The organism is Variovorax sp. GW822-FHT04E09 (genome assembly GCF_058800845.1).
On sequence record NZ_JBXAMR010000007.1, the window covers coordinates 276,614 to 303,407 of the forward strand.

20 protein-coding genes are annotated in these 26,794 nt (G+C 69.4%); 6 read left to right on the plus strand and 14 right to left on the minus strand.

What is annotated here, in order from left to right:
• Positions 1-152 precede the first annotated feature (152 nt).
• From AC1RL8_RS25905 to AC1RL8_RS25920, 4 genes are all read right to left on the minus strand, one after another.
• Positions 153-1,202, minus strand: a complete 1,050-nt coding sequence (locus AC1RL8_RS25905) for a DNA methyltransferase (RefSeq protein ID WP_492686436.1) — start codon at positions 1,200-1,202, stop codon at positions 153-155.
• Complete coding sequence (locus tag AC1RL8_RS25910) at positions 1,199-2,389, minus strand: hypothetical protein (RefSeq protein WP_492686435.1); 1,191 nt, start codon at positions 2,387-2,389, stop codon at positions 1,199-1,201. Before AC1RL8_RS25910 ends, AC1RL8_RS25905 begins: the two co-directional genes overlap by 4 nt.
• Before the next feature lie 85 nt (positions 2,390-2,474).
• Positions 2,475-3,317, minus strand: coding sequence for an ABC transporter permease (locus tag AC1RL8_RS25915; RefSeq protein WP_492686434.1), 843 nt, complete (start codon positions 3,315-3,317; stop codon positions 2,475-2,477).
• A gap of 8 nt (positions 3,318-3,325) precedes the next feature.
• Positions 3,326-4,321: an ABC transporter ATP-binding protein gene (locus AC1RL8_RS25920; protein ID WP_159272795.1), complete on the minus strand. Its 996-nt coding sequence runs from the start codon at positions 4,319-4,321 to the stop codon at positions 3,326-3,328.
• A gap of 95 nt (positions 4,322-4,416) precedes the next feature.
• Here AC1RL8_RS25920 and AC1RL8_RS25925 point away from each other — a divergent pair, with 95 nt between their 5' ends.
• Positions 4,417-5,241: an HAD-IIB family hydrolase gene (locus AC1RL8_RS25925; RefSeq protein ID WP_492686433.1), complete on the plus strand. Its 825-nt coding sequence runs from the start codon at positions 4,417-4,419 to the stop codon at positions 5,239-5,241.
• A gap of 130 nt (positions 5,242-5,371) precedes the next feature.
• Here the strand turns inward: AC1RL8_RS25925 and AC1RL8_RS25930 are convergent, their stop codons facing one another.
• The 5 genes from AC1RL8_RS25930 to uvrA all read right to left on the minus strand — a co-directional run bounded on the left by AC1RL8_RS25930 (position 5,372) and on the right by uvrA (position 15,868).
• Positions 5,372-6,568, minus strand: a complete 1,197-nt coding sequence (locus tag AC1RL8_RS25930; RefSeq protein WP_062477373.1) for a porin — start codon at positions 6,566-6,568, stop codon at positions 5,372-5,374.
• A 226-nt stretch (positions 6,569-6,794) separates the two neighbouring features.
• Positions 6,795-7,763, minus strand: a complete 969-nt coding sequence (locus tag AC1RL8_RS25935) for a Bug family tripartite tricarboxylate transporter substrate binding protein (RefSeq protein WP_095947927.1) — start codon at positions 7,761-7,763, stop codon at positions 6,795-6,797.
• Positions 7,764-7,869: 106 nt separating this feature from the next.
• The gene (locus tag AC1RL8_RS25940; RefSeq protein ID WP_492686432.1) at positions 7,870-8,916 is read right to left on the minus strand and encodes a histone deacetylase family protein; all 1,047 of its coding nucleotides are present in this window, start codon (positions 8,914-8,916) and stop codon (positions 7,870-7,872) included.
• 34 nt (positions 8,917-8,950) lie between these two features.
• Positions 8,951-10,000 carry an ornithine cyclodeaminase gene (gene ocd / locus AC1RL8_RS25945; protein ID WP_492686431.1) on the minus strand — a complete coding sequence of 350 codons (1,050 nt, stop codon included), beginning with the start codon at positions 9,998-10,000 and terminating at the stop codon, positions 8,951-8,953.
• Positions 10,001-10,117: 117 nt separating this feature from the next.
• The gene (uvrA, locus tag AC1RL8_RS25950) at positions 10,118-15,868 is read right to left on the minus strand and encodes an excinuclease ABC subunit UvrA (RefSeq protein ID WP_492686430.1); all 5,751 of its coding nucleotides are present in this window, start codon (positions 15,866-15,868) and stop codon (positions 10,118-10,120) included.
• Between the two features lie 185 nt (positions 15,869-16,053).
• Here uvrA and AC1RL8_RS25955 point away from each other — a divergent pair, with 185 nt between their 5' ends.
• The gene (locus AC1RL8_RS25955) at positions 16,054-17,184 is read left to right on the plus strand and encodes an ABC transporter substrate-binding protein (RefSeq protein WP_139701371.1); all 1,131 of its coding nucleotides are present in this window, start codon (positions 16,054-16,056) and stop codon (positions 17,182-17,184) included.
• A 16-nt stretch (positions 17,185-17,200) separates the two neighbouring features.
• Here AC1RL8_RS25955 and AC1RL8_RS25960 read toward each other — a convergent pair whose 3' ends face one another.
• The 5 genes from AC1RL8_RS25960 to AC1RL8_RS25980 form a co-directional block, all read right to left on the minus strand.
• Positions 17,201-17,389, minus strand: a complete 189-nt coding sequence (locus tag AC1RL8_RS25960; RefSeq protein WP_056577413.1) for a hypothetical protein — start codon at positions 17,387-17,389, stop codon at positions 17,201-17,203.
• 134 nt (positions 17,390-17,523) lie between these two features.
• On the minus strand, positions 17,524-19,218 hold the full coding sequence (locus tag AC1RL8_RS25965; protein ID WP_062477354.1) for an MFS transporter: 1,695 nt from the start codon (positions 19,216-19,218) through the stop codon (positions 17,524-17,526).
• Positions 19,219-19,431: 213 nt separating this feature from the next.
• Complete coding sequence (locus AC1RL8_RS25970) at positions 19,432-20,070, minus strand: 2-hydroxychromene-2-carboxylate isomerase (protein WP_139701370.1); 639 nt, start codon at positions 20,068-20,070, stop codon at positions 19,432-19,434.
• Entirely contained in the window at positions 20,067-20,336 is a 270-nt protein-coding gene (locus AC1RL8_RS25975; protein ID WP_082818188.1) for a DUF1289 domain-containing protein, read from the minus strand. The genes AC1RL8_RS25970 and AC1RL8_RS25975 overlap by 4 nt, the downstream gene beginning before the upstream one ends.
• Complete coding sequence (locus tag AC1RL8_RS25980) at positions 20,333-20,821, minus strand: YbaK/EbsC family protein (protein WP_056577405.1); 489 nt, start codon at positions 20,819-20,821, stop codon at positions 20,333-20,335. The genes AC1RL8_RS25975 and AC1RL8_RS25980 overlap by 4 nt, the downstream gene beginning before the upstream one ends.
• A gap of 449 nt (positions 20,822-21,270) precedes the next feature.
• Here AC1RL8_RS25980 and nirB point away from each other — a divergent pair, with 449 nt between their 5' ends.
• Genes nirB through AC1RL8_RS26000 form a run of 4 tightly spaced genes read left to right on the plus strand, consistent with a single transcriptional unit; the run spans position 21,271 to position 26,788 of the window.
• Positions 21,271-23,790, plus strand: a complete 2,520-nt coding sequence (gene nirB / locus AC1RL8_RS25985; protein ID WP_492686429.1) for a nitrite reductase large subunit NirB — start codon at positions 21,271-21,273, stop codon at positions 23,788-23,790.
• A 24-nt stretch (positions 23,791-23,814) separates the two neighbouring features.
• Complete coding sequence (gene nirD / locus AC1RL8_RS25990) at positions 23,815-24,156, plus strand: nitrite reductase small subunit NirD (RefSeq protein WP_062477342.1); 342 nt, start codon at positions 23,815-23,817, stop codon at positions 24,154-24,156.
• 50 nt (positions 24,157-24,206) lie between these two features.
• On the plus strand, positions 24,207-25,019 hold the full coding sequence (locus tag AC1RL8_RS25995) for a formate/nitrite transporter family protein (RefSeq protein WP_369645300.1): 813 nt from the start codon (positions 24,207-24,209) through the stop codon (positions 25,017-25,019).
• 17 nt (positions 25,020-25,036) lie between these two features.
• Positions 25,037-26,788, plus strand: a complete 1,752-nt coding sequence (locus AC1RL8_RS26000; protein WP_492686428.1) for a bifunctional protein-serine/threonine kinase/phosphatase — start codon at positions 25,037-25,039, stop codon at positions 26,786-26,788.
• The last annotated feature ends 6 nt before the right edge of the window (positions 26,789-26,794 follow it).

The window sequence follows — 26,794 nt, forward strand, 5'->3', positions numbered from 1 at the left end:
CAGGGCGCGTGCACAGGCCACCGGGTACTTCCCTCCGCGAATGTCCCCCGGGCTTCGCCCTCCTCCTTGATTTCGCTGCGGGAAGCACCCAGTGTCCTGCGCACACTGAGCGCGGTCGTGGTGCGGGTCGGTCCACCGCTGTGCGGATTGCGTCATGCCGCTCCTTGCTCGTAGCAGATGTCCAGCCGGACCAAGGCGCCGCGGACATCGATGCGATCGGCGCGGAAATAGAAGCGGCCGCGGTAGCTGTCGAGGTGAAGGGGCGTGGTGACCGGATCGCCCCAACTCGTCACCGAGAAGCCCTGCCCTTGCAGCCACCGCAGCAGGGTATCCAGGCGCTGCGGGTCGGCGTCGACGCAGATGTCGGCGTCTGCGGGCGGCGTGCCTTGTGGGTCCTGCTGCCAGCGCGCGAAACTGCCGAACAGCGTGAAGACGTGTCCTGCGGCGCGCATGGCATCGAGCAGCGCGGCCGTGGCCGGCAGGTCGATGCGCTCACGCTGCTTGCGAAAGACCAGCGCGTGTTCGTGGCGCCGGTCGGTGCGGGCATCGGTGTCGCTGTCTTCCGCGTCGTGCGGATAGACCAGCACGCGCTCCTCCTCCATCGTGAAGAGCGAACCCAGGATGCGGGCGAGATCGAAGGCCAGCGGCAGCACGCGATCGCCGATCCGGAGGTTCTCCACCATCGCAATGCAGGCGCCGCCCTCGCGCAATCCGGCGCGGACGCGGTGGAAGACGTTGCGCAGGCCGTCGAGGTGCTGCGCGTAGCTCGGGCTGTCGTAAAGCTGGGAGGTTGCCTGCGCACCGGTCCAGCGGCACCCGAAGTAGGGCACGTTCGTCAGGCACAGGTCGAAGGGCGGGAGCGCGGCGTCTTCGAGCGCATCGCACGAGGCGTGCAGGAGCGTCGTGCCGTGGGCGAGGCCGTGGCGTTCCAGCCGCTCGCGGATGAGGTCGATGCGGCCTGCATCGACTTCGCAGCCCAAGGCCCGTCGGTCCTCGAGGCGTGCCGCGAGCAGCGTCGTGCCGAAGCCGGCGAACGGATCGAACACCGTGTCGCCCGGTTGCGAGAACCGGCGCACGAAGGGCAGCATCTGCTCGAGCCATCCGCAGTCGCGCCCGCCCATCGGGTCCCGCGCGCGCAGGTCGTCCGGCAGCCGGTAGCGCGGCGATTCATGGTCGAGCATCAGCCAGCTGTGACTGCTCATGGGCAGGCCTTCGCGGTGCGCGTGTCGAGCAGCACGTCGTGCCCCGGCTCCCAGCCGGCGCACAGCTGTCCGTCGGCAAAGTAGACGAGCTTGTAGACATCGCCGGTCGCGTGGCGCGCGTGCATGGCGCCGTAGTCGGCGCTTTCGAAGACGACCGTCAGGCCGCTGTCGGTGCGCAGGCGCAGGTTCCAGAAGTAGTAGCCCTCGGTGAGGCTTTCGAGGGTCCACCCGCGCGAGATGTCGGGCGCGTCGAGGCAGGCCGTCAGCAGCGCGTCCATCGAGACCCGCTGCGTGCGCAGGTAGCGCGCGGTGGCGCTATCGCGATAGCCGTCGTCGAGCCGCGAGAACTCCCGGAAGACGACGGTCCCGGCGCCGCATTGCCGTGCCCACGCGAGGTACGCGGCCACGTCGGTCGGCTGCGCGACGCCGCCGCGCTGGAGGATGCACACGAGCCGCAGCGCCACCGCATCGGCGAGCTGGCGCGCGGTGCGCTCGAACACGGCGGGATCGCCGATGGCCACCTCGGGCCGGAATCGCATGATGGCCTGGTTGACCGCGCCGTCGTGGTGATGGCGGGACAGCTCCAGCCAGCTCATTCCGAAGCCTTGCAGCGCGCGCCGCAGCACCTCGCCCTGCGGGCCGGCAAAGCCTGCGCCGTTGGTATAGAGCACACGGTCCTCGACCACCGGGCCCTGGCTTTCGCCCGCGGCCAGCGTGTGCAGCAGCCGAAGCATCCAGTCGGCGTCGTCGCTCGTTTCCAGGCCCGAGAGCGACCACGACAGCGGCACGCCGCGCAAGGCGCGCAGCGCACGGGACAGGCCGTCGAAGTAGTCGGGCGCCGGACGCAGCCGGGACGCCGAGGTTCCGCCCTCGGTCTTGCGCAGGTTTTCCGAGCAGAAGCCGCAACGTGCCGAACAAGGCTTCACGGAGGCGTACGGCGTGAACGTGAGGGGCTGCGCAAGGCGCCGCGCGACGCCGCCGATCGTGTGCGTGTGCCAGCGCGCGGCCTCGTGCGAAGGCGGCGTGCGAAGCGTCACGCCGCGCACGGAGCGGCGAAGGCGTTCAAAGAGTGGGGAGCTGGCGCTGCGCGGCAGATCGGCCACGGCGATCTGGTCGATCGCGCAGGTCACGGCCCGCGCCGCGAGGGGCGCCGGCGCATCGGCTTCAACGGGAATGACGGGGCGCATGGCAGGGGCGGGGTTGTCGCACCCGCCACCATACGACAGCGCTGCCTCCGAGGGCGGGAGTGGCTCCCTGCGCGCGCCCATCACCCTAGCCACCTTGCACCTGCAGACTGCGCATCGTGCGCCCCATCGCCATCCGCCCGAACGCGACCAGCGCGACGATCCAGAAGCACTGCAGCCCCAGCGCGCCCAGCGCATGCGCGCCGCTCAGCTGCCCGAAGTACAGCCGCGCCGGAATGTCGAACAGCCCCGCCAGCGGCTGCACCAGCAGCGCGGTCTGCCAGGCGTCGGGCAGCAGCGCCAGCGGCAGCAGGTTGCCCGAGAACACGATGACCACGGGCGTCGCCACCGCCTGGATGCCGCGCTCGTTGAGCGCTGCCGTGGTCGCCACGTTGAGCAGCATCACCATCGCAGTCGAAAGCAGGAGGCCCAGCACCACCGACAGCAGGAACGCCGCGCCGGCCACCGCGTTCGCGGGCAATTGCCAGGCCCAGTCGCCCAGCCCCACCAGCGGCAATGCGACCGCCGCGAAGGCCGCCATCAGCGCCACGCGCGGCAGCAGGCGCGCCGCGATCCAGCCTGCGGTGCGCGCGAACCACAGCGCGTAGGCGTCCACCGGGCGCAGCCGGTCGTAGGCCACCGCGCCGGTGCGCACGGCCTGTGCCACTTCGGGGTCGCCGAGCCAGGGCATCAGCACCAACAGGCCCTGCGCAAGCCAGGTGTAGGTGATGGCCTGGGCCAGCGACATCGACGAGGCGGCGCCCGCGATGGCGCTGCCGCTGTAGAACGCGGCGAACACCATCACCTTGATGCCGCCCCACCAGCACTGCGTGGCAAAGCCCGCGAGCGCCGCGGTGCGGTACTGCAGCATCTGCAGGAAGCGCGAGACGAACGCCGCGACATACGGCCGGGCGAGATCGCGCGGGCCCATGGCCGGCCTCACGCCTCGGCCGCTCCGTGCATGGCGTAGAAGCGCGCGATCACGGCTTCGATCGCGAGGCCTTCGAGGCGGATGTCTTCCACGGCGTGCGCGCCGGCGATGCGGGCGATGAGCGCGGGCGCGGGGGTCTGCTTGGGGTCGAAGTCGAGCACCAGCGTCTGGCCGTCGCGCGAATGCACGGTGGCGCCGTCGACCTGCGCAGGCAGCGTGGCGTCTTGCGCAAAGTCGACCACCAGCCGGCGCTCGGCCATCACCTGCGCGCGCAATGCCTCGACGGGGCTGTCGGCCAGCACGCGGCCGTGGCCGATGACGATCACGCGCTGGGCCAGGGCCTCGATGTCGTGCATGTCGTGCGTGGTCAGCAGCACGGTGGTGCCGCGCTCGCGGTTGGCGCGGCGCACGAAGTCGCGCACGGCGAGCTTCGAAGGCGCGTCGAGGCCGATGGTCGGCTCGTCGAGGAACAGGATGTCGGGTTCGTGCAGCAGCGCCGCCGCGATCTCCGCACGCATGCGCTGGCCCAGCGACAGCTGACGCACCGGCTGGTCGAGCACGCGCTCCAGGTGCAGCAGCGCGACCAGCTCGTCGCGCGTGCGGCGGTAGCGCTGCGGGTCGACGCGGTAGATGTCGCGCAGCAGGTCGAAGCCGTCGCCCACGGGCAGGTCCCACCACAGCTGCGTGCGCTGGCCGAAGACCACGCCGATGCGCGCCACGTGCCGCTCGCGGTCGGCAAAGGGGTCGCGGCCGTCGACTTCCACGCGCCCGCCGTCGGGCCGCAGGATGCCCGAGAGGATCTTGATGGTGGTCGACTTGCCCGCGCCGTTCGGCCCGATGAAGCCCAGCAGCTCGCCGCGCTCCAGCGCGAACGACACACCCGACAGCGCCTCCACCGTGCGGTGGCGGCGCTGCAGCAGGCCTCGCAGCGCACCGCGCAGACCGGGGTCGCGCTCGGACACCCGGTAGGTCTTGCGCAGGTTGTCGACGAGGATGTGAGGCATGGTGGAAGGTGCCGCGCCGGCCCGAAAGCGCGGCGGGGGCGGGATGCTACACGAAAGCGCCGGTACGATCACGGGCCCTTTCGAGAATCCTGTCCATGTCTTCGCCTCCCCTGCCCGCCTCACCCCACCACCTGTTGCCGCTCACGCGCTGGCCCGCCGACGCGCGCGCGGCGCTGGTCGGCGTGTTCACCGACATCGACGACACGCTCACCACCGATGGCGCGATCACGCCCGATGCCTTGAATGCGCTGGCCGACCTGAAGGCCGCCGGCCTCGCGGTGGTGGCCATCACCGGCCGGCCCGTGGGCTGGAGCCTGCCTTTCGTGAACAGCTGGCCGGTCGATGCGATCGTGGCCGAGAACGGCGCGGTGGCGCTGCGGCCGGCGGCCGATGGCGGTGTCGAGAAGCGCTACCAGCAGGACGCCGCCACGCGTGCCGCCAACTTCGCGCGCATGCAGGCCGTGCTGGCGCGCATCGAGCACGAGATTCCGGGCGCCGGCCGTGCCACCGATTCGCCGGGGCGCGAGACCGACATCGCCATCGACCACAGCGAGTTCGTGACGCTCGACGACGACACCATCGCGCGCGTCGTCGCGCTGATGCGCGGCGAGGGCATGCACGCGACCGTGAGCAGCATCCACATCAACGGCTGGTACGGCGACAACGACAAGCTCGAAGGCGCGCGCTGGATCGTGCGCGAACTGTGGGGCCGCACGCTCGACGACGAGATGGACCGCTGGGCCTACGTGGGCGACTCCACCAACGACCAGCTGATGTTCCGCAGCTTCGCGCACAGCATCGGCGTGGCGAACGTGGCGCGCTTCGTGCCGCAGCTGGAGCACCTGCCGCGCTACGTGACGCAGGGCGAGCGCGGCGCGGGCTTCGCGCAGGCCGCGCAGGCGGTGCTGTCGGCGCGCTGAGCCACGCACGCCGCGCGGGCGTCGCGCACGAAAAAAAGGCCCGCGCAGGGCGGGCCGAATGGACCGGTTGAACGACCCTTGGAGAAACTTGCAGGGGTGAGGGTCGCGCGATGCGCGACCCTTCAGGACATCAGAACGTGTGGCGGATGCCGAACTCGTAGCCCATCGAGCTCTTGGCCTGCAGCGCGGTGCGGTTGAACGTGGTGGCGTACGACGGGCCTGCACCCACCGTGAGCGCCGCGCCGTTCTTGTTGCTGACGCGCGCGACCGTACCGTACAGCGCGGTGCGCTTGGACAGGTTGTGCACGTAGCCCAGCGCGAGCTTGCTGGCCTTCGGGTCGGCGTTGTTCACGCCGAAGACGGGTACGCGGTTGAAGTCGTACTTGACCTGCGAATACGACGCGCGGATCACGCCCGGGCCGACCGGCACGGTCACGCCCAGCAGGTAGCCGGTGAGGTCCACGTCCTGGCCGGGCGTGAAGATGTTCAGCGCGTTGCGCTCGTCCTTCGAACGCGAGATTTCGCCGAACAGCTTGGCCACGCCGAAGTCGTAGGTCGCGCCGAGGTTGAAGGTCTTGACCTTGCCCGGGCGTGCCACGGCGGCGGCGCCGCTGCCGGTCGTGAAGCTGGTGTCGTTCTGCGCGTAGCTGGCAGCGATGTCGAACGGGCCCGTCGTGTAGCCCAGGCGACCGCCGATGTGGCGGCCGGTGTTGGTGCTGGCGGCGGTGTCGGGCGACAGGCGCGTCTGCTCGGCCAGGCCGTAGGCCACGTTGCCGTAGAAACCGCCCAGGCGCGGCAGGAAGTACTGCACCATGTTGCTCGCGCGCTTGTAGGTGCCGTTGCTGCCGTAGCCGCTGCCCGGCACGCTGGCTTCGTTGGCGTCGATGATCAGCGAGCCGCCGATGCCGGTGTCGCCGAACGGGTCGAACTGCTCTTCGTTCATCACCGTCGCGGTCTTGTCGCGGCCCAGGCGCAGTTCGCCGAAGCTGCCTGCCAGGCTCACGGTCGAGCGGCGGGTGAAGTTCGACACGCCGGTGGCGCCGTCGTCATTGGTGATCGGGGCTTCGAGCCAGAAGCTGGCCGACAGGCCGCCGCCCAGGTCTTCCACGCCGCGGAAGCCGAGGCGGCTCGAGCTCAGGCCCGAATTCGCCAGCTCGGTGCGGCTGGCCTTCACGCTGTAGGCGGGGCCGAAGGGGGTGGTCGAAACGCTCTTGTTCGCTACGTTGCGGTAGGCGGCATCGACCACGCCGAACAGGGTCACGGTCGATTGCGCCGACGCGGCGCCGCAGGCTGCGATGGCAGCCAGAACAAGCAGGGATTTTTTCATTGGTGTCACTCCAGGAGGGGGATGTCGCTGCGCCGAGACCGGGCGCGACTTTGGGACGTCCGGGCCTTGTTGCCGCGAGACTGGGTCCGAGTTTTCCTGCGCTGGAAGACAAAGGGATTACATAGGGTTAACGCCTAGATTACGGAGGGATATAGGGGGTGAGTTCAGGACAGCGGTCGCGGATCGGGGTAGGCGCCGCGCACGCCTCCCCTTTTCCGGCGGGCGCTTACTTCTCCTTCGCCAACCCCAGCTTGTCGATGATCACTTTCTCGCGCACCACCGTGTCCTGCGCGAACTTGGTGTACGTGGCCGAGCTCATGTAGTTGGGCAGCATGTCGTAGCGGCCGAGCGAGGCCACGTAGCTCGGTTCTTCCATCGCCTGCTTGAACGCGTCGTGCAGCTTCTTCACGACCTCGGGCGGGGTGCCCTTGGGCGCGCCGATGCCGAAGGGCGAGTTCTGCACCACGTCGTAGCCCAGCTCCTTCAGCGTCGGCGCGTCGGGGAACTTGGCCAGGCGCTTCTCGCCCCAGGTGTTGAGCACGCGCAGCTTGCCGGCTTCGACCTGCGGCGCGAAGCCGGTGCTGTCGGCCGCGGCCATGAGCTGGCCGCTGACCACCGCGAGCATCAGGTCGGCGCTGCCCTTGTAGGGCACGTGCTGCAACGTGATGCCGGCCTTCTGCGCCACGATCTCGGTCGTGAGGTGCGGGCTGGTCAGGTTGCCGGTCGAGCCGTAGGTGAGCTTGCCGGGGTTGGCCTTGGCGTAGGCGACGAAGTCGGCCCAGGTCTTGAAGGGGCTGTCGGCCGGCACGACGATGCCGAAGGCATAGCCGGTGACGTTCAGCACGTAGCTGATGTCCTTGAGCGGGTCCCAGTTGATCTTCGTGGTGTAGCCCAGGCGGAACACGCCCAGCGGAATCTGCGCGACGGTGTAGCCGTCGGGCTGCGCGGTCTGCAACGCCTGCGCGGGCAGCGTGCCGCCGGCGCCGGGCTTGTTGTCGATGATCACGGGCTGGCCCAGGATCTTGCTGGCGTTGTCGGCCAGCTGGCGCATGGTGATGTCGGTCGGGCCGCCCGCGGGAAAGGCGATCACGAGCTTGATGGGCTTCGCGGGAAAGGCCTGTGCAAGCACCGCCAGCGGCGCAGCGAGGCCGCAGGCGGCCAGCGTGGCGGCACGGAGAAGGGAACGGCGAAACATGACGGAAGGCTCCTGAAGCGTGGATCGAGCCGCGCATTGGGCCCTGCCCCGCCCGGTGCAGCAATCGGGGCTCACCCGACTGCTGTCGCCGGGGCTACTCGCCCGCTCAGCCCGCGGCTTGCGCGAAGCCTTCGAGAACGTTGACCGCGTTCACACCCACCTCGGCGACCGCATAGCCGCCCTCGAACACGAACACGGTGGGCAGGCCCGCGCGCGCGAGGTCTTCGCCCATGCGCAGGTAGTCGCCGCTTTTCAGCTTGAAGCCCGAGATCGGGTCGCCCTCGAAGGTGTCGACGCCCAGCGAGACCACGAGCGCGCCGGCCTTGACCTTTGCGATGCCGTCGAGCGCCGTCTTGAGCGCCGCGCGCCAGGCTGTGAAGTCGGTGCCGCGCGGCAGCGGCAGGTTGTGGTTGAAGCCCTCGCCCGCGCCCGCGCCGCGCTCGTCGGCATGGCCCAGGTAGTACGGGTAGTCGGTCAGCGGGTCGCCGTGCAGGCTGGCGAAGTGCACGTCGCTGCGTTCGTAGAAGATCGCCTGCGTGCCGTTGCCGTGGTGGTAGTCGACATCGAGCACGGCCACGCGTTCGACGCCCGCATCGCGCAGCGCCTGCGCGGCGACGGCGGCGTTGTTGACGAAGCAGTAGCCGCCGAAGAAGTCGGCGCCCGCATGGTGGCCCGGCGGGCGCGTGAGGGCGAAGGCGCTGCGCTCGCCGCCGAGGACGCGCTGCGCCGCCGTCCACGCGCAGGCGGCGCCGTGGCGCGCGGCGGCCCAGCTGCCCGCCATCAGCGGCGTGCCGGCATCAAACGAAAAAAGGCCCAGGCGCGCGGGAAAGCTCTGGGGCAGCACGTCGGTGCGCATGCCGCGTGTGGGCCAGTACGACGGCAGCGCGTCGCGCGTGGCGTTGGCGGCATCAAGCGCCACCCACTCGTCCCAGGCATGGGCGATGAAATCGAGGTAACGCGGCGCATGCACCTTCGCCAGCAGCGCGTCGTCGAACGCGTCGGGCGCCTGCAGCGGGCCGAGGCCGCGCCGCTCGAGTTCGTGCCTCACATGGTCGACGCGGGCGGGCACCTCGAAGCAGGGCACCAGCTCGCCCCGGAACATTTCGACTTGGCCTTGGTGCAGGGCGTGCTGGTCGTTGTAGATGGTGAGCATGAAGCGGCGAAGGGCGTGACGACAGGGCCTGCCATCATGCCGCACGCCGCAGCACCGCCCGGCGCCGCCCCGAGGCGGTGAGACCGAACAGGTCCTTCGGGTCGTCGAGCTCGGGCACCAGCGCGATCTGCCGGCCCACGCCGCGCTCCAGCGCCAGCTGCTGGATGCAGCGCAGCGCCGTGTAGTCCTCCAGCGCGAAGCCGACCGAGTCGAACACCGTCACCTGCTCGGGCCGCTCGCGGCCCGGCACTTCGCCCAGCAGCACGCGCCACAGCTCGTGCACCGGGAAGTCGGGCGCCAGCTGCTGGATCTCGCCCTCGATGCGGGTCTGCGGCTCGTACTCGACGAACACGCGCGCGCCGCGCAGCACGTCGGGGTGCAGCTCGGTCTTGCCGGGCGAATCGCCGCCCACGGCGTTGATGTGCATGCCGGGCTCGATCATGTCGGGCGTGAGCACGGTCGCGTGGCCCTGGTAGGCGGTGATGGTGGTCACGATGTCGGCGCCGCGCACCGCCTCGGCGGTGGAGCCGGCGCGCACGATCTCCATCGGCGTGCAGGCCGCGAGGTGGCGCACCAGCTTGTCGGTGGCGCGCGGGTCGATGTCGAACACGCGCACCTGCTCGATGCCCAGCAGCGCATGGAAGGCCAGCGCCTGGAACTCGCTCTGCGAGCCGTTGCCGATCAGCGCCAGGCTGCGCGCATCGGGCCGCGCCAGCGCCTTGGCGGCCATGGCCGAAGTGGCGGCCGTGCGCAGCGCGGTGGTGAGCGTGAGTTCGGACAGCAGCACGGGATAGCCCGTGTCGACCTCGGCCAGCACGCCGAAGGCCATGACCGTGGGCAGGCCGACCTGCGTGTTGTGCGGGTGGCCGTTGACGTACTTGAAGGCATAGGCGCCGTCGTCGGCCACGGGCATGAGCTCGATCACGCCCAGGTGCGAATGGCTGGCCACGCGCGCCTTCTTGTCGAACTCGCGCCATCGCAGGAAGTCGTCGCGCAGCGCGTCGGCCAGCGTGACGAGGAATTCCGGGACGCCGGTCTCATCCACCAGGCGAACCAGGCTGTGAACATCGATGAAGCGGGTCATGGCGCGGCTCCTTGCGTAGCCCCCGGCACGGCGCTTCATCCGTTCACACGGTCTCCACCATGGCTGATTCAGGATGCGCCTGCGCCAAGGGTTCAAGCCATTGTGCGCCTGTGCGCGTCAACGTGCCAACACGGCCTTTAGAGCTACGCCAGTGTGCGTACCCAATCGCACCACCTCCTCCGGCGGCGCCGCCGCCACGATGCGCCCGCCGGCGTTGCCGCCTTCGGGCCCGAGGTCGAGAATCCAGTCGGCTTCGGCGATCAGGTCGAGGTCGTGCTCGATCACCACCACGCTGTGGCCGCCGTTCACCAGCCGGTGCAGCACGTGGATCAGCTTCTCGACGTCGGCCATGTGCAGGCCCACGGTCGGTTCGTCGAGCACGTACAGCGTGTGCGGCGCCTTCTGGCCGCGGCGCGTGATGTCGTCGCGCACCTTGCTGAGTTCGGTCACCAGCTTGATGCGCTGCGCCTCGCCGCCCGACAGGGTGGGCGACGGCTGCCCCAGCGTGAGGTAGCCCAGGCCCACGTCCTTCAGCAGTTGCAGCGGATGCGCGATGTTGGGCATGCTGGCGAAGAACTCGACCGCCTCGTCGACCTCCATCTTCAGCACATCGCCGATGCTCTTGCCGCGCCAGCTCACGGCCAGCGTCTCGGGGTTGAAGCGCGCGCCGTGGCAGACCTCGCAGGGCACCTTCACGTCGGGCAGGAAGCTCATCTCGATGGTGCGCACGCCCGCGCCTTCGCAGCCCGGGCAGCGGCCTTCGCCGGTGTTGAAGCTGAAGCGCGCCGGGCCGTAGCCGCGCGCCTTGGCCTCGAGCGTGTCGGCAAAGAGCTTGCGGATGGTGTCCCAGAAACCGATGTAGGTGGCGGGGCAGCTGCGCGGCGTCTTGCCGATGGGCGTCTGGTCGACCTCGAGCACGCGGTCGATGACCTCGTAGCCGTCGACGCCGCGGCAGCCGGTCCAGGCCGGGCGCTTGCCCGCGGCGTCGGCGTCGCGGCCGGCCTTGGTCATGCGCTGCACCACGATGCCCTGCACGCTGGCCAGCAGCACGTCGCGCGCGAGCGTCGACTTGCCCGAGCCGCTCACGCCCGTGACCACCACGAGGCGGTGCAGCGGCAGCGTGGCGGTCACATCCTGCAGGTTGTGCAGGTCGGCGCCGTGCACGGTGAGCCAGTTGCCGCTGTCTTCCGCCTTCGGATCGGGCGAGGGAATGAGGCGGCGCGCCTGCAGCGGGTGCTTGATGGCGTCGCGCAGGTAGCGGCCGGTCTGCGAATCGCCGGCCTTCTGGATGTCGGCCACCGTGCCCTCGGCCACGAGGCGCCCCCCGCGCTTGCCGGCGCTGGGGCCGATGTCGATGATGTGGTCGGCGCGCCGGATGGTGTCTTCGTCGTGCTCCACCACCACCAGCGTGTTGCCCTTCTCGCCGAGCTTGTGCAGCGCGTTCAGCAGGATCTGGTTGTCGCGCGCGTGCAGGCCGATGGTCGGCTCGTCGAGCACGTAGCACACGCCCTGCAGGTTGCTGCCCAGCTGCGCCGCCAGGCGGATGCGCTGCGCCTCGCCGCCCGAGAGCGTGGGCGCGCCACGGTCGAGCGTGAGGTAGCCCAGGCCCACCTCCTCGAGGAATTCGAGGCGGCTCTTGATCTCGGGCACGAGGTCGCGGGCGATCTCGGCTTCGCGGCCGTTGAGCACCAGCCCTTCGAACCACTGGCGCACCTCGGTGACGCTCATGCGCGCCAGCTGGGTGATGCCGATGCCGCCCGAGCCGTCGGCCGCGGTGCCGAAGCCCACGGCGCGCGCGGTGGCGTTCAGGCGCGTGCCCTCGCAGGTCGGGCAGGCCACGTCGGCGAGGTCTTCCACCTCGGGTTCGGCGAAGGTCTGCTCGCGGCCCTTGCTGTCGTCGTCGCGGATCGAGTCATCGAAGACCTTGCGCTGGTCCTTGCTGAGCTTCACGCCCGTGCCCACGCAGTCGGGACACCAGCCGTGCTTGCTGTTGTAGCTGAACAGGCGCGGATCGAGCTCGGCATAGCTGGTGCTGCACACCGGGCAGGCGCGCAGCGTGGAGAACACCTGCACGCGGCCGATGCCCACGGCGGACACGCCGGCCATCATGGCGGCGCGCAGGCCGTCGAGTTCGCTCAGCACATGCACCACGCCCTTGCCGTGCTCGAGCGCCCTGGTGAGCGCCGCGCGCAGTTCGTTCTCCTGCGAAGGCAGCACGTCGAGGCTGGCCACGGGCAGCTCGATGCTGTGTTCCTTGAAGCGGTCGATGCGCGGAAAGCCCGTGGTCGGCAAAAAGTCGCCGTCCACGCGCAGGTGCGTGAAGCCGCGCGGGCGCGCCCAGTCGGCCAACTCGGTGTACACGCCCTTGCGGTTGCTCACCAGCGGCGCGAGCAGGCCGATGTGCTGGCCCTTGAAGTTGCGCATCAGCTGCGCGGCGATGCTGTCGGGCGTCTGGGGCTGCACGGCCGCGCCGTCGTGCACGCAGTGCTGGATGCCCAGCTTCACATACAGCAGGCGCAGGAAGTGCCACACCTCGGTGGTGGTGCCCACCGTGCTCTTGCGGCCGCCGCGCGACAGGCGCTGCTCGATGGCCACCGTGGGCGGAATGCCGTACACCGCGTCCACCTCAGGCCGGCCCGCCGGCTGCACGATGCTGCGCGCATAGGCGTTGAGCGATTCGAGGTAGCGGCGCTGGCCTTCGTTGAACAGGATGTCGAAGGCCAGCGTCGACTTGCCCGAGCCGCTCACGCCCGTCACCACGCTGAACTTGCCGCGCGGGATGTCGACGCTGAGGTTCTTCAGGTTGTGCTCGCGCGCGTTGACGATTTCGATGGCGTTGCCGCCCGGCGCCGTCTTGGCGTTGGCGATGTAGCGGCGCGCGGCGCGTTCGGCCACCTTGTAGGCGCCCGGTCCGACGGCGAGCTCGTAGTCGGCCAGCGCCGCGCCGGTGAGCGAGGCGCGGTTCTCGCGCAGTTGCTCGGGCGTGCCCTCGGCCACCACCTGGCCGCCGGCGTCGCCGCCTTCGGGGCCGAGGTCGATGAGCCAGTCGCTGGCGCGGATCACGTCGAGGTTGTGCTCGATGACGATCAGCGAATGGCCCGCGTCGAGCAGCTTGCGCAGCGCGCGCATGAGCCGCGCGATGTCGTCGAAGTGCAGGCCGGTGGTCGGCTCGTCGAACAGGAACAGCGTGCCCTTGCGCGCCACCATCTGGCGGCTCGCGGTCGAGCTCTTGGCCGCTTCGGCCAGGAAGCCCGCCAGCTTCAGGCGCTGCGCCTCGCCGCCCGAGAGCGTGGGCACGGGCTGGCCGAGCTTCACGTAGTCCAGGCCCACGTCGACGATGGGCTGCAGCACGCGCAGCACGTCGCGGTCGGTGTCGAACAGCGCCGCGGCCTCGGCCACGGTGAGCTCCAGGATGTCGGCCACGTTGTAGCCGCGACCCTTGCGCTCGATCTTCACTTCGAGAATCTCGGGCCGGTAGCGCTTGCCGTCGCAGTCGGGGCAGCGCAGGTACACGTCCGACAGGAACTGCATCTCGACGTGCTCGAAGCCCGAGCCGCCGCAGGTGGGGCAGCGCCCGTCGCCGGAGTTGAAGCTGAACTTGCTCGCGGTGTAGCCGCGCTGGCGCGACAGCGCCGCGGTGGCGAAGATCTCGCGGATGGCGTCCCACGCGCCCACGTAGCTCGCGGGATTGGAACGCGCGGTCTTGCCGATGGGCGACTGGTCGACGAACACCACGTCGCCCAGGTGATCGGCGCCGAGCATGCGGTCGTGCGCGCCCGGCGTCTCGGTGGCCTTGCCGAAGTGGCGCATGAGCGCGGGCGCCAGCACGTCCTGGATGAGCGTCGATTTGCCCGAGCCGCTCACGCCGGTCACGCACACCAGGCGCGCGAGCGGAAAGTCGACCGTGATGTTCTTCAGGTTGTGCTCGCGCACGCCTTCGAGGATGAGCCGGTGCGTGTTCTCGCTCACGAGCCGCTTGAAGCCCATGCCGATCTTCTTGCGCCCGCCCAGGTACTGGCCGGTGAGCGTGTCGGCGTCGCGCAGCTGGTCGGTGCCGCCGTCGAACACGATCTGTCCGCCGCGTGCGCCGGGGCCGGGGCCCATGTCGATCACGCGGTCGGCCGCGAGCATCACGGCCGGGTCGTGCTCGACCACCACCAGCGTGTTGCCCGCATCGCGCAGGCGCAGCATGGCCTCGGTGATGCGGTTCATGTCGCGCGGGTGCAGGCCGATGCTGGGCTCGTCGAGCACGAACAGCGTGTTCACCAGCGAGGTGCCCAGCGCCGTCGTGAGGTTGATCCGCTGGACCTCGCCGCCGCTGAGCGTGCGGCTCTGGCGGTCGAGCGTGAGGTAGCCGATGCCCACGTCGTGCAGGTAGCGCAGGCGCGTGGTGATCTCTTCGAACAGCAGCTTCAGCGCCTGCGCCTCGCCTTCGCTGGCGGGGCTGCCGTTGCCGTGGTGTTCCACGCGGTCGAAGAACTTGCGCAGCCGCTCGATGGGCAACAGCATCAGGTCATGCAGGCACAGGCCGGGCAGCGCCTCGAGCTGCGCGCGGCTCCACTTCGCGCCGGTGGGCAGGAAGCGCTTTTCAGGCGGCAGCACCGCGTCGGCGTCGTCCTTGCTGCCGATGCGCCACAGCAGCGGATCGAGCTTCAGGCGCGCGCCGCTGCACACGGGGCACGGCGTGTAGCTGCGGTACTTCGACAAGAGCACGCGGATGTGCATCTTGTAGGCCTTGCTCTCCAGGTAGCCGAAGAAGCGGCGCACGCCGTACCACTGCTTGTTCCAGTTGCCGTCCTTGTAGTTGGGCGTGCCCTCGATCACCCAGTGCTTCTGCTCCTCGGTGAGCTTGTTCCACGGCGTGTCGCGCGGAATGCCGGCGGCCTCGGCGTGGCGCATGAGGTCGTCCTGCGCCTCTTTCCACGCGGGCGTCTGGATGGTCTTGATGGCGCCGGCGCGCAGCGTGAGCTTGTCGTTCGGGATCACGAGCCCCAGGTCGACGCCGATCACGCGGCCGAAGCCACGGCAGGTGTCGCAGGCGCCCACCGCCGAGTTGAACGAGAACATCGACGGGATGGGGTCGGTGTAGCGGATGTCGCTTTCGGGGCAATGCAGGCCGGTGGAGAACTTCCAGACGTCGGTCGGTGCGTTTTCCTCGGCGCCAGTCGCATGCACGGTGACGCGGCCGCTGCCGCGCTTGAGCGCCACCTCGATCGCTTCGACCACGCGCGCGCGCTCCGCGCTCGAGATGCGGAAGCGGTCGGCCACCACGTCGAGCACCTTGCGCGGGCCGGTGGGCGTGGCCACCTCGCGCTCGGCCTGCACGCGCGTGAAGCCGCTGGCCGACAGCCACTGCGTCACTTCGTCCGCCGTGGTGCCGGCCGGCAGCTCGACCGGGAAGGTGATGACGATGCGCGGGTCGCCCCCGGCCGCCGCGCGCTCGGCGATCTGTGCGTAGATGCTGTCGGGCGAGTCGTGGCGCACCGGCAGCGCGGTCTCGCGGTCGAACAGCTGGGCCGCGCGCGCGTAGAGCAGCTTCAGGTGGTCGTTCAGCTCGGTCATCGTGCCGACCGTGGAGCGCGAGGAGCGCACCGGGTTGGTCTGGTCGATGGCGATGGCGGGCGGCACGCCCTCCACCTTGTCGACGGCGGGCTTGTCCATGCGGTCCAGGAACTGGCGCGCGTAGGCGGAAAAGGTCTCCACGTAGCGGCGCTGGCCTTCGGCGTAGAGGGTGTCGAACACCAGGCTCGACTTGCCCGAGCCGCTGGGCCCGGTGACCACGGTCATCTCGCCGGTGCGGATGTCGAGGTCGAGGTTCTGGAGGTTGTGCTGGCGCGCGCCGCGAATCCGGATGGAGCCCTGTGTCATGAGTGCCTTGGGGGGTGGGGCAAACATTCTAGGGAGTGCTTCGTGACGCTTCGGCCCACGCCGGCGCATGGGCGGCGCCCGCGCAGGGGTTTGTCTGGATGCGTCCTAAGACACTTTATGAAACAAATGCGACATTTGTTTTCACAATTGTTCAGCGAGTCTCCCGAAGGCTCCGAAAGGCTTTCATGACGAAGAAGAAAGTGGCAGGTTCACGGCACGCGCTCGGCGTGGCCGCCCTGCTGGCGCTGTACGCGATGGGCGCCTCCGCCCAGATCGTGATCGGCCAGACCGCCGGCATGACCGGCTCGGTGGCCGCGAGCGTGAACGAGACCATCGGCGGCGCGCAACTGGTGATCGACGCGGCCAATGCCCAGGGCGGCATCCACGGCGAGAAGATCGAGGTCATCCGCATGGACGACGCCTTCGACGTCAAGCGCGCGGGCGATAACGCGCGCGTGCTGATCGAGGACAAGAAGGTGCTGGCGCTCTTCATGAGCCGCGGCACGCCGCACTCGCAGGCCATCATCCCGTACCTGGACAAGAACGAGGTGGCGCTCATCGGCCCCTCGACCGGCGCGATGGTGCTGCACAAGCCGCTGCAAAAGCACGTGTTCAACGTGCGCGCCACCTACCAGCGCGAAGCCGAGAAGGCGGTGCAGCACCTGCTGACCATCGGCCTCACGCGCATCGCCGTGGTCCACGTGACCGATTCGTTCGGCGCCGACGCGCTGCAGGGCGCGATGAACGGCTTCACCAAGGGCAAGGCCCAGCCGATCGCGACCGTGCCGGCCGACCGCGAGAAGCCCGACTACAAGACCATCGTGCCCGCCATCATGAAGGCCGACGCGCAGGCGGTGGTGTGGATCGGCTCGGGCGTGGCGGTGGTCGACGGCATCAAGGCGCTGCGCGCCGCGGGCTCGGCGGCGCAGGTGGTCACGCTGTCGAACAACGCCTCGTCGGGCTTCATCAAGCAGCTGGGCGACGCCAGCCGCGGCGTGATCGTGACGCAGGTGTTCCCCAGCGAACGCTCGATGGGCCAGCCGATGGTGAAGGAGGCGCTGACGCTCGCCCGCGCCAAGGGCCAGGGCGAGCTGTCGCCGGCTGCGCTCGAAGGCTTCGCCTCGGCCAAGGTGCTGGTGGAGGCCTTGCGCCGCGCGGGCCCCAAGCCCACGCGCGCCAAGGTGCTGGCGGCGCTCGAAAGCCTCAAGGGCTACGACCTGGGCGGAGGGCTCGAGGTGAGCTACTCGCCGCAGGACCACAGCGGCATCGACTTCGCGGACCTCGCGATCATCAGCGAAGGCCGCTTCAAGCGCTGACGCGCGCCCCGTTGCGTTACTTCGCGGCGGAGGCCGCGGCGGCCGGTGCCGATGCGCCAGGCGCCGGCGTGGCCGCTGGTGCGGGGGCGTGCGTCGTGTCGCCGCCGTGCTTCTCGCCGGACATGTCGATCTTGTCGCCGCCCATCGAAATCACATACAGGGCAATGGCGGCGAAGATGACGAAGCCGACAACGATTTTCCACATGGGTACTGTCTCCTGAGAAGTTGCAAAGGGGGAGGAAGAGGGCTCAAGAAAAAGGCCTCATGCCGCGGGGCATGAAGCCTCTTTGTTGAACGGAGGGCAGCCGCCGCGCGGCCCCCTCCAGATGCCGCCGAGGATCAGTCGTTGGCGTAGATGTCCACGTCCTTGGTCTCGCGGATGAACAGCGTGCCGATCACCAGCGTGATGCCCGCGATGATGATCGGGTACCACAGGCCGTTGTACATGTTGCCGGTCGAGGCCACGATGGCGAAGGCGGTGGTCGGCAGCAGGCCGCCGAACCAGCCGTTGCCGATGTGGTACGGCAGGCTCATCGAGGTGTAGCGGATGCGCGTGGGGAACATCTCGACCAGCATCGCGGCGATCGGGCCATAGACCATGGTCACCAGCAGCACCAGCCAGAACAGCAGCACGATGGTCAGCACCTTGTTGATCTTGGCGGGATCGGCCTTGGACGGGTAGCCGGCGACCTTCAGGTCTTCGGCCACGCCCTTCTTGAAGGCGGCGATGGCCTTGACGCTGGTTTCGTCGAACTTGGAGTTCGCGACCACGCCGGTGGGCGCCTCGACGGTCTTGTCGCCGATCTTCACGACGGCCGCGGAGCCGGGCGCACCGGCCACGTTCTCGTAGCTCACCGAGTTCTGCACGAGGTAGCGCTTGGCGATGTCGCACGAGCTCTTGAAGTCGATCTCGCGGGCCACCGGGTTGCCCTGGAACGAGCAGGTCTTCGGGTCGGCCGTCACGGTGACGCCGGCCGTGGCTTGTGCGCGGGCCAGGTCGGGGTTGGCGGCTTCGGTCAGCATCTTGAAGACCGGGAAGTAGGTGACCACGGCCAGCAGGCAGCCGGCCATGATGATCGGCTTGCGGCCGATCTTGTCGGACAGCGTGCCGAACACCACGAAGAAGGGCGTGCCCAGCAGCAGCGCGGCGGCGATCATCAGGTTGGCGGTGGTCGCATCGACCTTGAGCTGCTGTGTCAGGAAGAACAGCGCGTAGAACTGGCCCGAGTACCAGACCACGGCCTGGCCGGCCGTGAGGCCGATCAGCGCCAGGATCACGATCTTCAGGTTCTTCCACTGGCCGAAGGATTCGGCGAGCGGTGCCTTCGAGGTCTTGCCCTCGGCCTTCATCTTCTGGAAGGCCGGCGACTCGGACAGCGTCAGGCGGATCCACACCGAGATGGCCAGGAGCAGGATGGAGACCAGGAACGGAATGCGCCAGCCCCACTCGCCGAAGGCCTGCTCACCGAGCCAGGTGCGCACGCCCAGGATCACGATCAGGCTCAGGAACAGGCCGAGCGTGGCCGTGGTCTGGATCCACGAGGTGTAGGCACCGCGCTTGCCGTGCGGCGAGTGCTCGGCCACGTAGGTGGCGGCACCGCCGTACTCGCCGCCGAGCGCCAGGCCCTGCAGCATGCGCAGCGCGATCAGGATCACCGGCGCCGCGACGCCGATGGTCGCGTAGCTGGGCAAGAGGCCGACGATGAAGGTCGACAGGCCCATGATCAGGATCGTCACCAGGAAGGTGTACTTGCGCCCGATCATGTCGCCCAGGCGGCCGAACACGATGGCGCCGAACGGACGCACCAGGAAGCCGGCGGCGAACGCCAGCAGCGCGAAGATGAAGGCCGCGCCCGCATCCAGGCCGCTGAAGAACTGCTTCGCGATGATCGCGGCGAGCGAACCGTACAGATAGAAGTCGTACCACTCGAACACGGTGCCGAGCGAGGAGGCGAAGATGACCTTCTTCTCCTCCGCGGACATGGGCCGGGGGGCCGGATGCGGCACTCCCCTTGAATCTAGCGTGGCTGCCATCGTCGTCTCCTGGTGTGTATGTATGCGTCCATCGGTTCCCGGCATTCGGGACCGTGGGGCATTCTTGGAGGCGCGACTGACCCGAGGCTTTCGCGAAACTGAACGGGCGCTTACGGTTTAGGGTGAAACCCGCGCTGCTCGTTTCAGCTTGTAAGAAACAAGGACCCTGCGCGGGTTTGTCCTCAGTCCTTGCTGCGAAGCAGCAAAAAAGCCTCAGCTCTTACGCAGCAACGAGGGCCGCTGGTCGGCGCCGGTCCATTGCGGGCCGTCGAACCAGGCGTCGCCCTGCAGGTAGGCGCGCAGCATCGCGAGGCCGTCGAAGCCCCAGAACAGGCGCCCGTCGACCACGTAGCAGGGCACGCCGAACACGCCCTGCGCCACGGCCTCGTCGGTGTTGCGCTTGAGCAGGGCCTTGTTCTCGTCGCCGTTCACGTCGCGCTTCGGCTGCAGCTGCGCCGTGAGCGCGGCCAGCCGCGTGGCATCGCCCGCCTCTTCGCCGCCGCGCCACACATGGCGAAAGAGGGTCTCGGCCGCCAGGCGGCTGATGCTGCCGTCGTCGCCCGTGGCCACGGCCAGGCGCAGGTGCGGCAACGGGTTGTACGGGTGCGAGGCCGGCATCTCGATCGGGATGCCGTGCGCCTGGCCCAGCCACAGCACGTGGCGGTAGGTCCAGCTGCGCTTGGATGGAATCTCGGCCGGCCCGAGCTGGCCGTGGTGCTTGAGCAGCGCGCCCAGCAGCACGGGCTTGTAGGCCACGCTCACGCTCAGGCCTTCGAGCGCCTCGGGCAGGTGCTCGAACGCCAGGTGCGCGTAGGGCGAGATGAAATCGAGATAGAAGTCGATGTGCTTCATGCGTCGTGGTCTCCTGTGGTGGGTTCGGGCACGCGCCAGATGCCGGCCTGGGCCCGCAGTTCGATCGCGCGCCACACCTGGCGGCGGCTGTCGTCTTCCATCTTGCTCCAGCCGGCGATCTCGGGGATGGTGCGCAGGCACCCTTCGCAGAAGCCGCTCAGGCGGTCCATGCGGCACACCGACGAGCACGGCGAGGGCACCTCGCCGTCCATGCGCTGCACGGTCCCGGCGCGCTCGGCGAGCGCATGCGCTTCGTCGAAGTTCACACCACGTCGGCCACCGGCGCGCCGGTGAGCTTCTCTAAATCGTTCGGGTGCAGCTGGAACACGGCGTGCGGATGGCCCGCGGCGGCCCAGATTTCCTCGAAGCGGAACAGCTCGCGGTCGATGAGCACCACCGGCTTGGTCACATGGCCCACCGGCGACACGCCGCCGATGGTGAAGCCGGTGCGCGCCTTCACGAAGTCGGCGTCGGCGCGGCCGGTCTTGCCGACGATGGCATCGACCTTCTTCTCGTCGACGCGCTTGTCGCCCGAGGTGATGACCAGCACCGCCGCCTCGTCGCTCTTGCGGCGGAAGATGATGCTCTTGGCGATCTGCCCGACCGAGATGCCCAGCGCGTCGGCGGCCTGCTGCGCGGTGCGGCAGGCGTCGTCGAGCATGCGGGGTGCATGGGGATGGCCGGCGTCCTGCAGCACGCGGGAGACGCGCTGGACACCTTCAGGGAGGGAATGGAGTTCGGAGCCGCACATGGCAAGTTCTTCGAGGTTCGTGGGGGCGTTCGCCCTGCGTTGCAAGGCCCCGAGCATACGGAAAAGCCCCGCGCACCGACGCCGCCGCCCCCATCCGCCCTTCAACCCCGGCGCACCAATGCGGAGAGCGCCGGCGCACGACGCCCGTGCGCGGCGTGCCGGCCCCGGTCCGCTTTCGGTGCGCCACCGGCCGATGAGGCCCGCCGCACGGGCTTTTGAGCGCGGCACGCTTATTGCTGAACACGGTGGCGACCCACCGGCCTCTGCGGCGGGTTCGCAGTGCCTCCGCTAACGACGGCGGGGTTCAAGCGCACCGATGGCCGCCCGCCGCCGGTTCGTCTGCTCCAACCCATTTCGCATCCGTTCCGTCGCGGGGGCCCCAACGACGCTGTCTGTTCGACAGTGGCTGCGGGGGCGCCTTCCAGGGCCGGTTGCGTGCAGGACCCCCAATGAAGATCGCAGTCATCGGCCACGGCATGGTCGGCCACAAGTTCCTCGAGCAACTCCACACGCTCGGCATTCCCGGCGCACAGGTCACCGTGCTGTGCGAAGAGCCGCGCCCGGCCTACGACCGGGTGCACCTGTCCGAATACTTCTCCGGCAAGACGGCCGACGACCTGTCGCTGGTCGAGCCCGGCTTCTTCGAGCGCAGCGGCTTCACGCTGCGCCTGGCCGCGCGGGCCGTGGCCGTCGAACGGCGCAACAACACCGTGACCACGGCCGACGGCGAGGTGATCGCCTACGACAAGCTGGTGCTGGCCACCGGCTCCAACCCCTTCGTGCCGGCCGTGCCGGGCCGCGACCGGCCGAACTGCTTTGTCTACCGCACCATCGAGGACCTGGACGCCATGAAGGCCTGCGGCGCGAAGTCGCGCAGCGGCGTGGTGGTGGGCGGCGGCCTGCTGGGCCTGGAATGCGCCAAGGCGCTGCGCGACATGGGCCTGGAAACGCACGTGGTCGAGTTCGCACCGCGCCTGATGGCGGTGCAGGTCGACGAAGGCGGCGGCCGTGCATTGCGCGGCAGCATCGAGGCGCTGGGCCTGCACGTGCACACCGGCCGCAACACGGTGGAGATCGTCGACGGCGCGAGCGCACGGCACCGCATGGTGTTCGCCGACGGCACGCACCTGGAGACCGACATGATCGTGTTCTCCGCCGGCATCCGCCCGCGCGACGAACTGGCACGCCAGAGCCTGCTGGCCGTGGGCCCGCGCGGCGGCGTGGCGATCGACAGTCACTGCCGCACCAGCGACCGCAACGTCTACGCCATTGGCGAATGCGCGGCGTGGAACGAACAGACCTTCGGCCTCGTCGCGCCGGGCTACGACATGGCCCGCGTGGCCGCGCGCCACATCGCTGGCCAGGACGACGCCGCCTTCACCGGCGCCGACCTGAGCACCAAGCTCAAGCTGATGGGCGTCGACGTGGCCAGCATCGGCGACGCGCACGGCAAGACGCCGAAATCGCGCGCTTACCAGTACATCGACGAGCGCAAGCAGGTCTACAAGAAGATCGTGGTGAGCGAAGACGGCAAGCAGCTGCTGGGCGCGGTGCTGGTCGGCGACGCCGGCGAGTACGGCACGCTGCTGCAGCTGGCGCTCAACGGCATCGTGCTGCCCGACGAGCCCGAGTTCCTGATCCTGCCGTCCAGCGACGGCAAGGCCAAGCCGGGCCTGGGCGTCGATGCGCTGCCCGACAGCGCGCAGATCTGCTCGTGCAACAGCGTCACCAAGGGCCAGATCTGCGAGGCCGTGGGCCAGGGCGTGTGCACGCCCGCCGAGATGAAGGCCTGCACCCAGGCCGGCGCCACCTGCGGCGGCTGCGTGCCGCTGGTCACGCAGGTCATGAAGATGGAAATGGCCAAGCGCGGCATGGCCGTGAACAACCACCTGTGCGAGCACTTCCCCTACTCGCGCCAGGAGCTGTACCACCTGATCCGCGTGGGCGAGATCCGCAGCTTCGCCGACCTGCTCACGAAGCACGGCAAGGGCCTGGGCTGCGACATCTGCAAGCCGACCGCAGCGAGCATCTTCGCCTCGTGCTGGAACGAGTTCGTGCTCAAGAAAGACCTGGCCGGCCTGCAGGACAGCAACGACTACTTCCTGGGCAACATCCAGAAGGACGGCACCTACTCCGTGGTGCCGCGCATGCCGGGCGGCGAGGTCACGCCCGAGGGCCTGATCGCCGTGGGCCAGGTCGCGAAGAAGTACGGCCTGTACACCAAGATCACCGGCGGTGCGCGCGTGGACATGTTCGGCGCGCGCGTCGAACAACTGCCGGCCATCTGGGAAGAACTCATCGCCGCCGGCTTCGAGTCGGGCCATGCCTACGGCAAGTCGCTGCGCACGGTGAAGAGCTGCGTGGGCTCCACCTGGTGCCGCTACGGCGTGGACGATAGCGTCGGCCTGGCCGTGGAACTGGAGAACCGCTACAAGGGCCTGCGCGCGCCGCACAAGATCAAGTTCGGCGTGTCGGGCTGCACCCGCGAATGCGCCGAGGCGCAGGGCAAGGACGTCGGCATCATCGCCACCGAAAAGGGCTGGAACCTCTATGTGTGCGGCAACGGTGGCATGAAGCCGCGCCATGCCGAGCTGCTGGCGAGCGACCTGAGCAAGGCCGACCTCATCCGCATGATCGACCGCTTCCTGATGTTCTACGTGCGCACGGCCGACCGCCTGCAGCGCACCAGCACCTGGCGCGAGAACCTGGAGGGCGGCCTCGACTACCTCAAGGGCGTGCTGCTGCAGGACACGCTGGGCCTGGGCGCCGAGCTCGAGGCGCAGATGCAGCACGTGGTCGACACCTACCAGTGCGAATGGAAGACCGCGGTGAACGACCCCGCCACGCGCCAGCGCTTCCGCTCCTTCGTCAACAGCGAGAAGCCCGACGAGCACATCGTCTTCGTGCAGGAGCGCGGCCAGAACCGCCCCGCGCGCCCCGAGGAACGCCGCGAGACCAGCGCCGCCTGAGCGACCCACAACGAAGGAAACCCCATGACCACCGACACCCTGAACTGGACCGCCGTGTGCGCCGCCGGCGACATCCTCCCCGACACCGGCGTGTGCGCGCTGGTCGACGGCGTGCATGTCGCGATCTTCCGCGTCGGCCAGGAGCCCTCGCTCTTCGCCATCGACAACGTCGACCCGAAGGCCGGCGCCAGCGTGCTCTCGCGCGGGCTGGTCGGCAGCCTGGGCGAGCGCATCGTCGTGGCTTCGCCGCTCTACAAGAACCACTTCGACCTGCGCAGCGGCGAATGCCTGGAGGCGCCCGAGCACTCGGTGCGCGCGCATGCGGTGCGCGTCGAGGACGGCCGCGTGCTCGTCGCGCTGGCCTGACGCCGCTTCGCCCTCTTCCGATTTTTTCAGCCTCTCTCCAAGGACCCCGAATGGCCTACCTCGCCCCTGCCGAATTCGTGACCAAGATGGTCGACGCCGGTGAATCCAAGCTGCTGATGTCCACGCGCGACACGCTGATCCGCTCGTACATGGCCGGCGCCATCCTCGCGCTGGCCGCGGCCTTCGCCGTGAGCATCACCGTGAACACCGGCAACGCGCTGGTGGGTGCGATGCTGTTCCCGGTCGGCTTCATCATGCTGTACCTGCTGGGCTTCGACCTGCTCACCGGCGTGTTCACGCTGGCGCCGCTGGCCGTGCTCGACAAGCGCCCCGGCGCCACCTGGGCCGGCGTGATGCGCAACTGGAGCCTGGTGTTCGTGGGCAACTTCGCCGGCGCGCTCACGGTGGCGGTGTTCATGGCGATCATCTTCACCTTCGGCTTCAGCGAGGCGCCCAACGCCATCGGCGAGAAGCTCGGCCACATCGGCGAAGGCCGCACCGTCGGCTATGCGGCGCACGGCGCGGCCGGCATGCTCACGCTGTTCATTCGCGGCGTGATGTGCAACTGGATGGTCTCGACCGGCGTGGTCGCGGCCATGATGTCGACCACCGTGTCGGGCAAGGCCATCGGCATGTGGATGCCCGTGATGGTCTTCTTCTACATGGGCTTCGAGCACTCGATCGTCAACATGTTCCTGTTCCCCGCCGGCCTGATGCTGGGCGGCAAGTTCACCTTCATGGACTACCTGATCTGGAACGAACTGCCCACCGTGATCGGCAACCTCGTCGGCGGCCTGACCTTCGTGGGCCTCACGCTGTACGCCACGCACTACAAGACGGCGGCCAAGCGCGTCGCCGGCTGAGCCACCGCATCGTTCGCATGCCCGCGCCGCCGCGCAAGCAGCTGCGCGTGACACTCGGCCAGCATTCGCTGGCGGGGCTTCACGCGCCGGTCAACCAGGACTTCCACGGCGCCATGCTGCCCGAGGGCGCGCTGCGTGCGTCCAAGGGCATCGCCGTGGCGCTGGCCGACGGCATCGGCTCCAGCCGCGTGAGCCAGGTGGCGAGCGCGGCGGCCGTGCGCGGCTTTCTCGACGACTACTACGCCACCTCCGACACCTGGTCGGTGCAGCGCGCGGCGCAGCGCGTGCTGGGCGCCACCAACGCCTGGCTGCACGCGCAGACGATGCGCAGCGACGCGCGCTTCGACAAGGACAGCGGCTACGTCTGCACCTTCAGCGCGCTGATCCTCAAGGGCCGCGACGCGCACCTGCTGCACGTGGGCGACGCGCGCATCCACCGACTGCACGCCGGCGCGCTCGAGCAGCTCACCGAGGACCACCGCGTGCGCGTGTCGTCGGTGGAGTCGTACCTCGGGCGCGCGCTGGGCGCGGGCGCCCATGTGGAGATCGACCACCGCTGCTGGCAAGCCGAGGTCGGCGAGGTCTACCTGCTGGCCACCGACGGCGCCTACACGCACCTGGACGCGGCCGCCGTGCACGAGGCGCTGGCGCTGCACGCCGACGACTTCGACGAAGCAGCACGCTGGCTCGCGGAAACCGCGCGCACCCGGGGCAGCACCGACGACATCACGGTGCAGCTGCTGCGCATCGACGAGCTGCCCGACGCCGCCGCGCCGCCCGCGCAGCTGCAGCGCGAAGGCCTGGCGATGCCGCCGGCGCTGGCGCCGCGGGCCCGCTTCGAGGGCTTCAGCCTCGTGCGCGAGCTGCACATGAGCGCGCGCAGCCACGTCTACCTGGCCACCGACGACGCCACCGGCCAGCCCGCCGTGCTGAAGCTGCCGTCGGTCGACCTGCGCGACGACCCCGGCTACCTCGACCGCTTCGTGCTCGAGGAGTGGGTGGCGCGGCGCATCGACAGCCCGCACGTGCTCAAGGCCAGCGCCGTCGAGCGCCCACGCGCGCACCTGTACGTGGCCATGGAGTACGTCGACGGCCACACGCTCGCGCAATGGATGATCGACCACCCCCGGCCCGACCTGGACAGCGTGCGCGGCATCGTCGCGCAGCTGGCGCGCGGGCTGCAGGCGCTGCACGGCAAGGAGATGCTGCACCAGGACCTGCGGCCCGAGAACGTGATGATCGACCGCGCCGGCACCGTGAAGATCATCGACCTGGCCGCGACCCACGTGGCCGGCCTGGCCGACGGCAGCGGCGAAGCCCGCGCGCTCGCCATCGAAGGCACGCTGCAGTACACCGCGCCCGAGTACTTCACCGGCCACGGCGGCAGCGCGCGCTCCGACCTGTTCTCGCTGGCCGCGATCGTCTACCAGATGCTGTGCGGCCAGCTGCCCTACGGCCTGCAGGTGTCGCGCATCCGCACGCAAGCCGATGTGGGGCGGCTGCGCTGTGTGCCCGTGCGCCACCTGCGGCCCGAGCTGCCCGCCTGGGTCGATGCCGTGCTGCAGAAGGCGCTGCACCCGCAGGCCGCGAAGCGGCAGCAGGCGGTGTCGGAGTTCGCGCACGACCTGCGCGCGCCGGGCCCGGAGTTCTGGAGTGCGCGGATGCCGCCGTTGATCGAGCGCCGCCCGGTGCTCTTCTGGCAGTGCACCACCGTGCTGCTGGCCGCGGCGGTGGTGGTGCTGCTGGGGCTGCGCGCCTTCGGGCGCTGAAAAGAA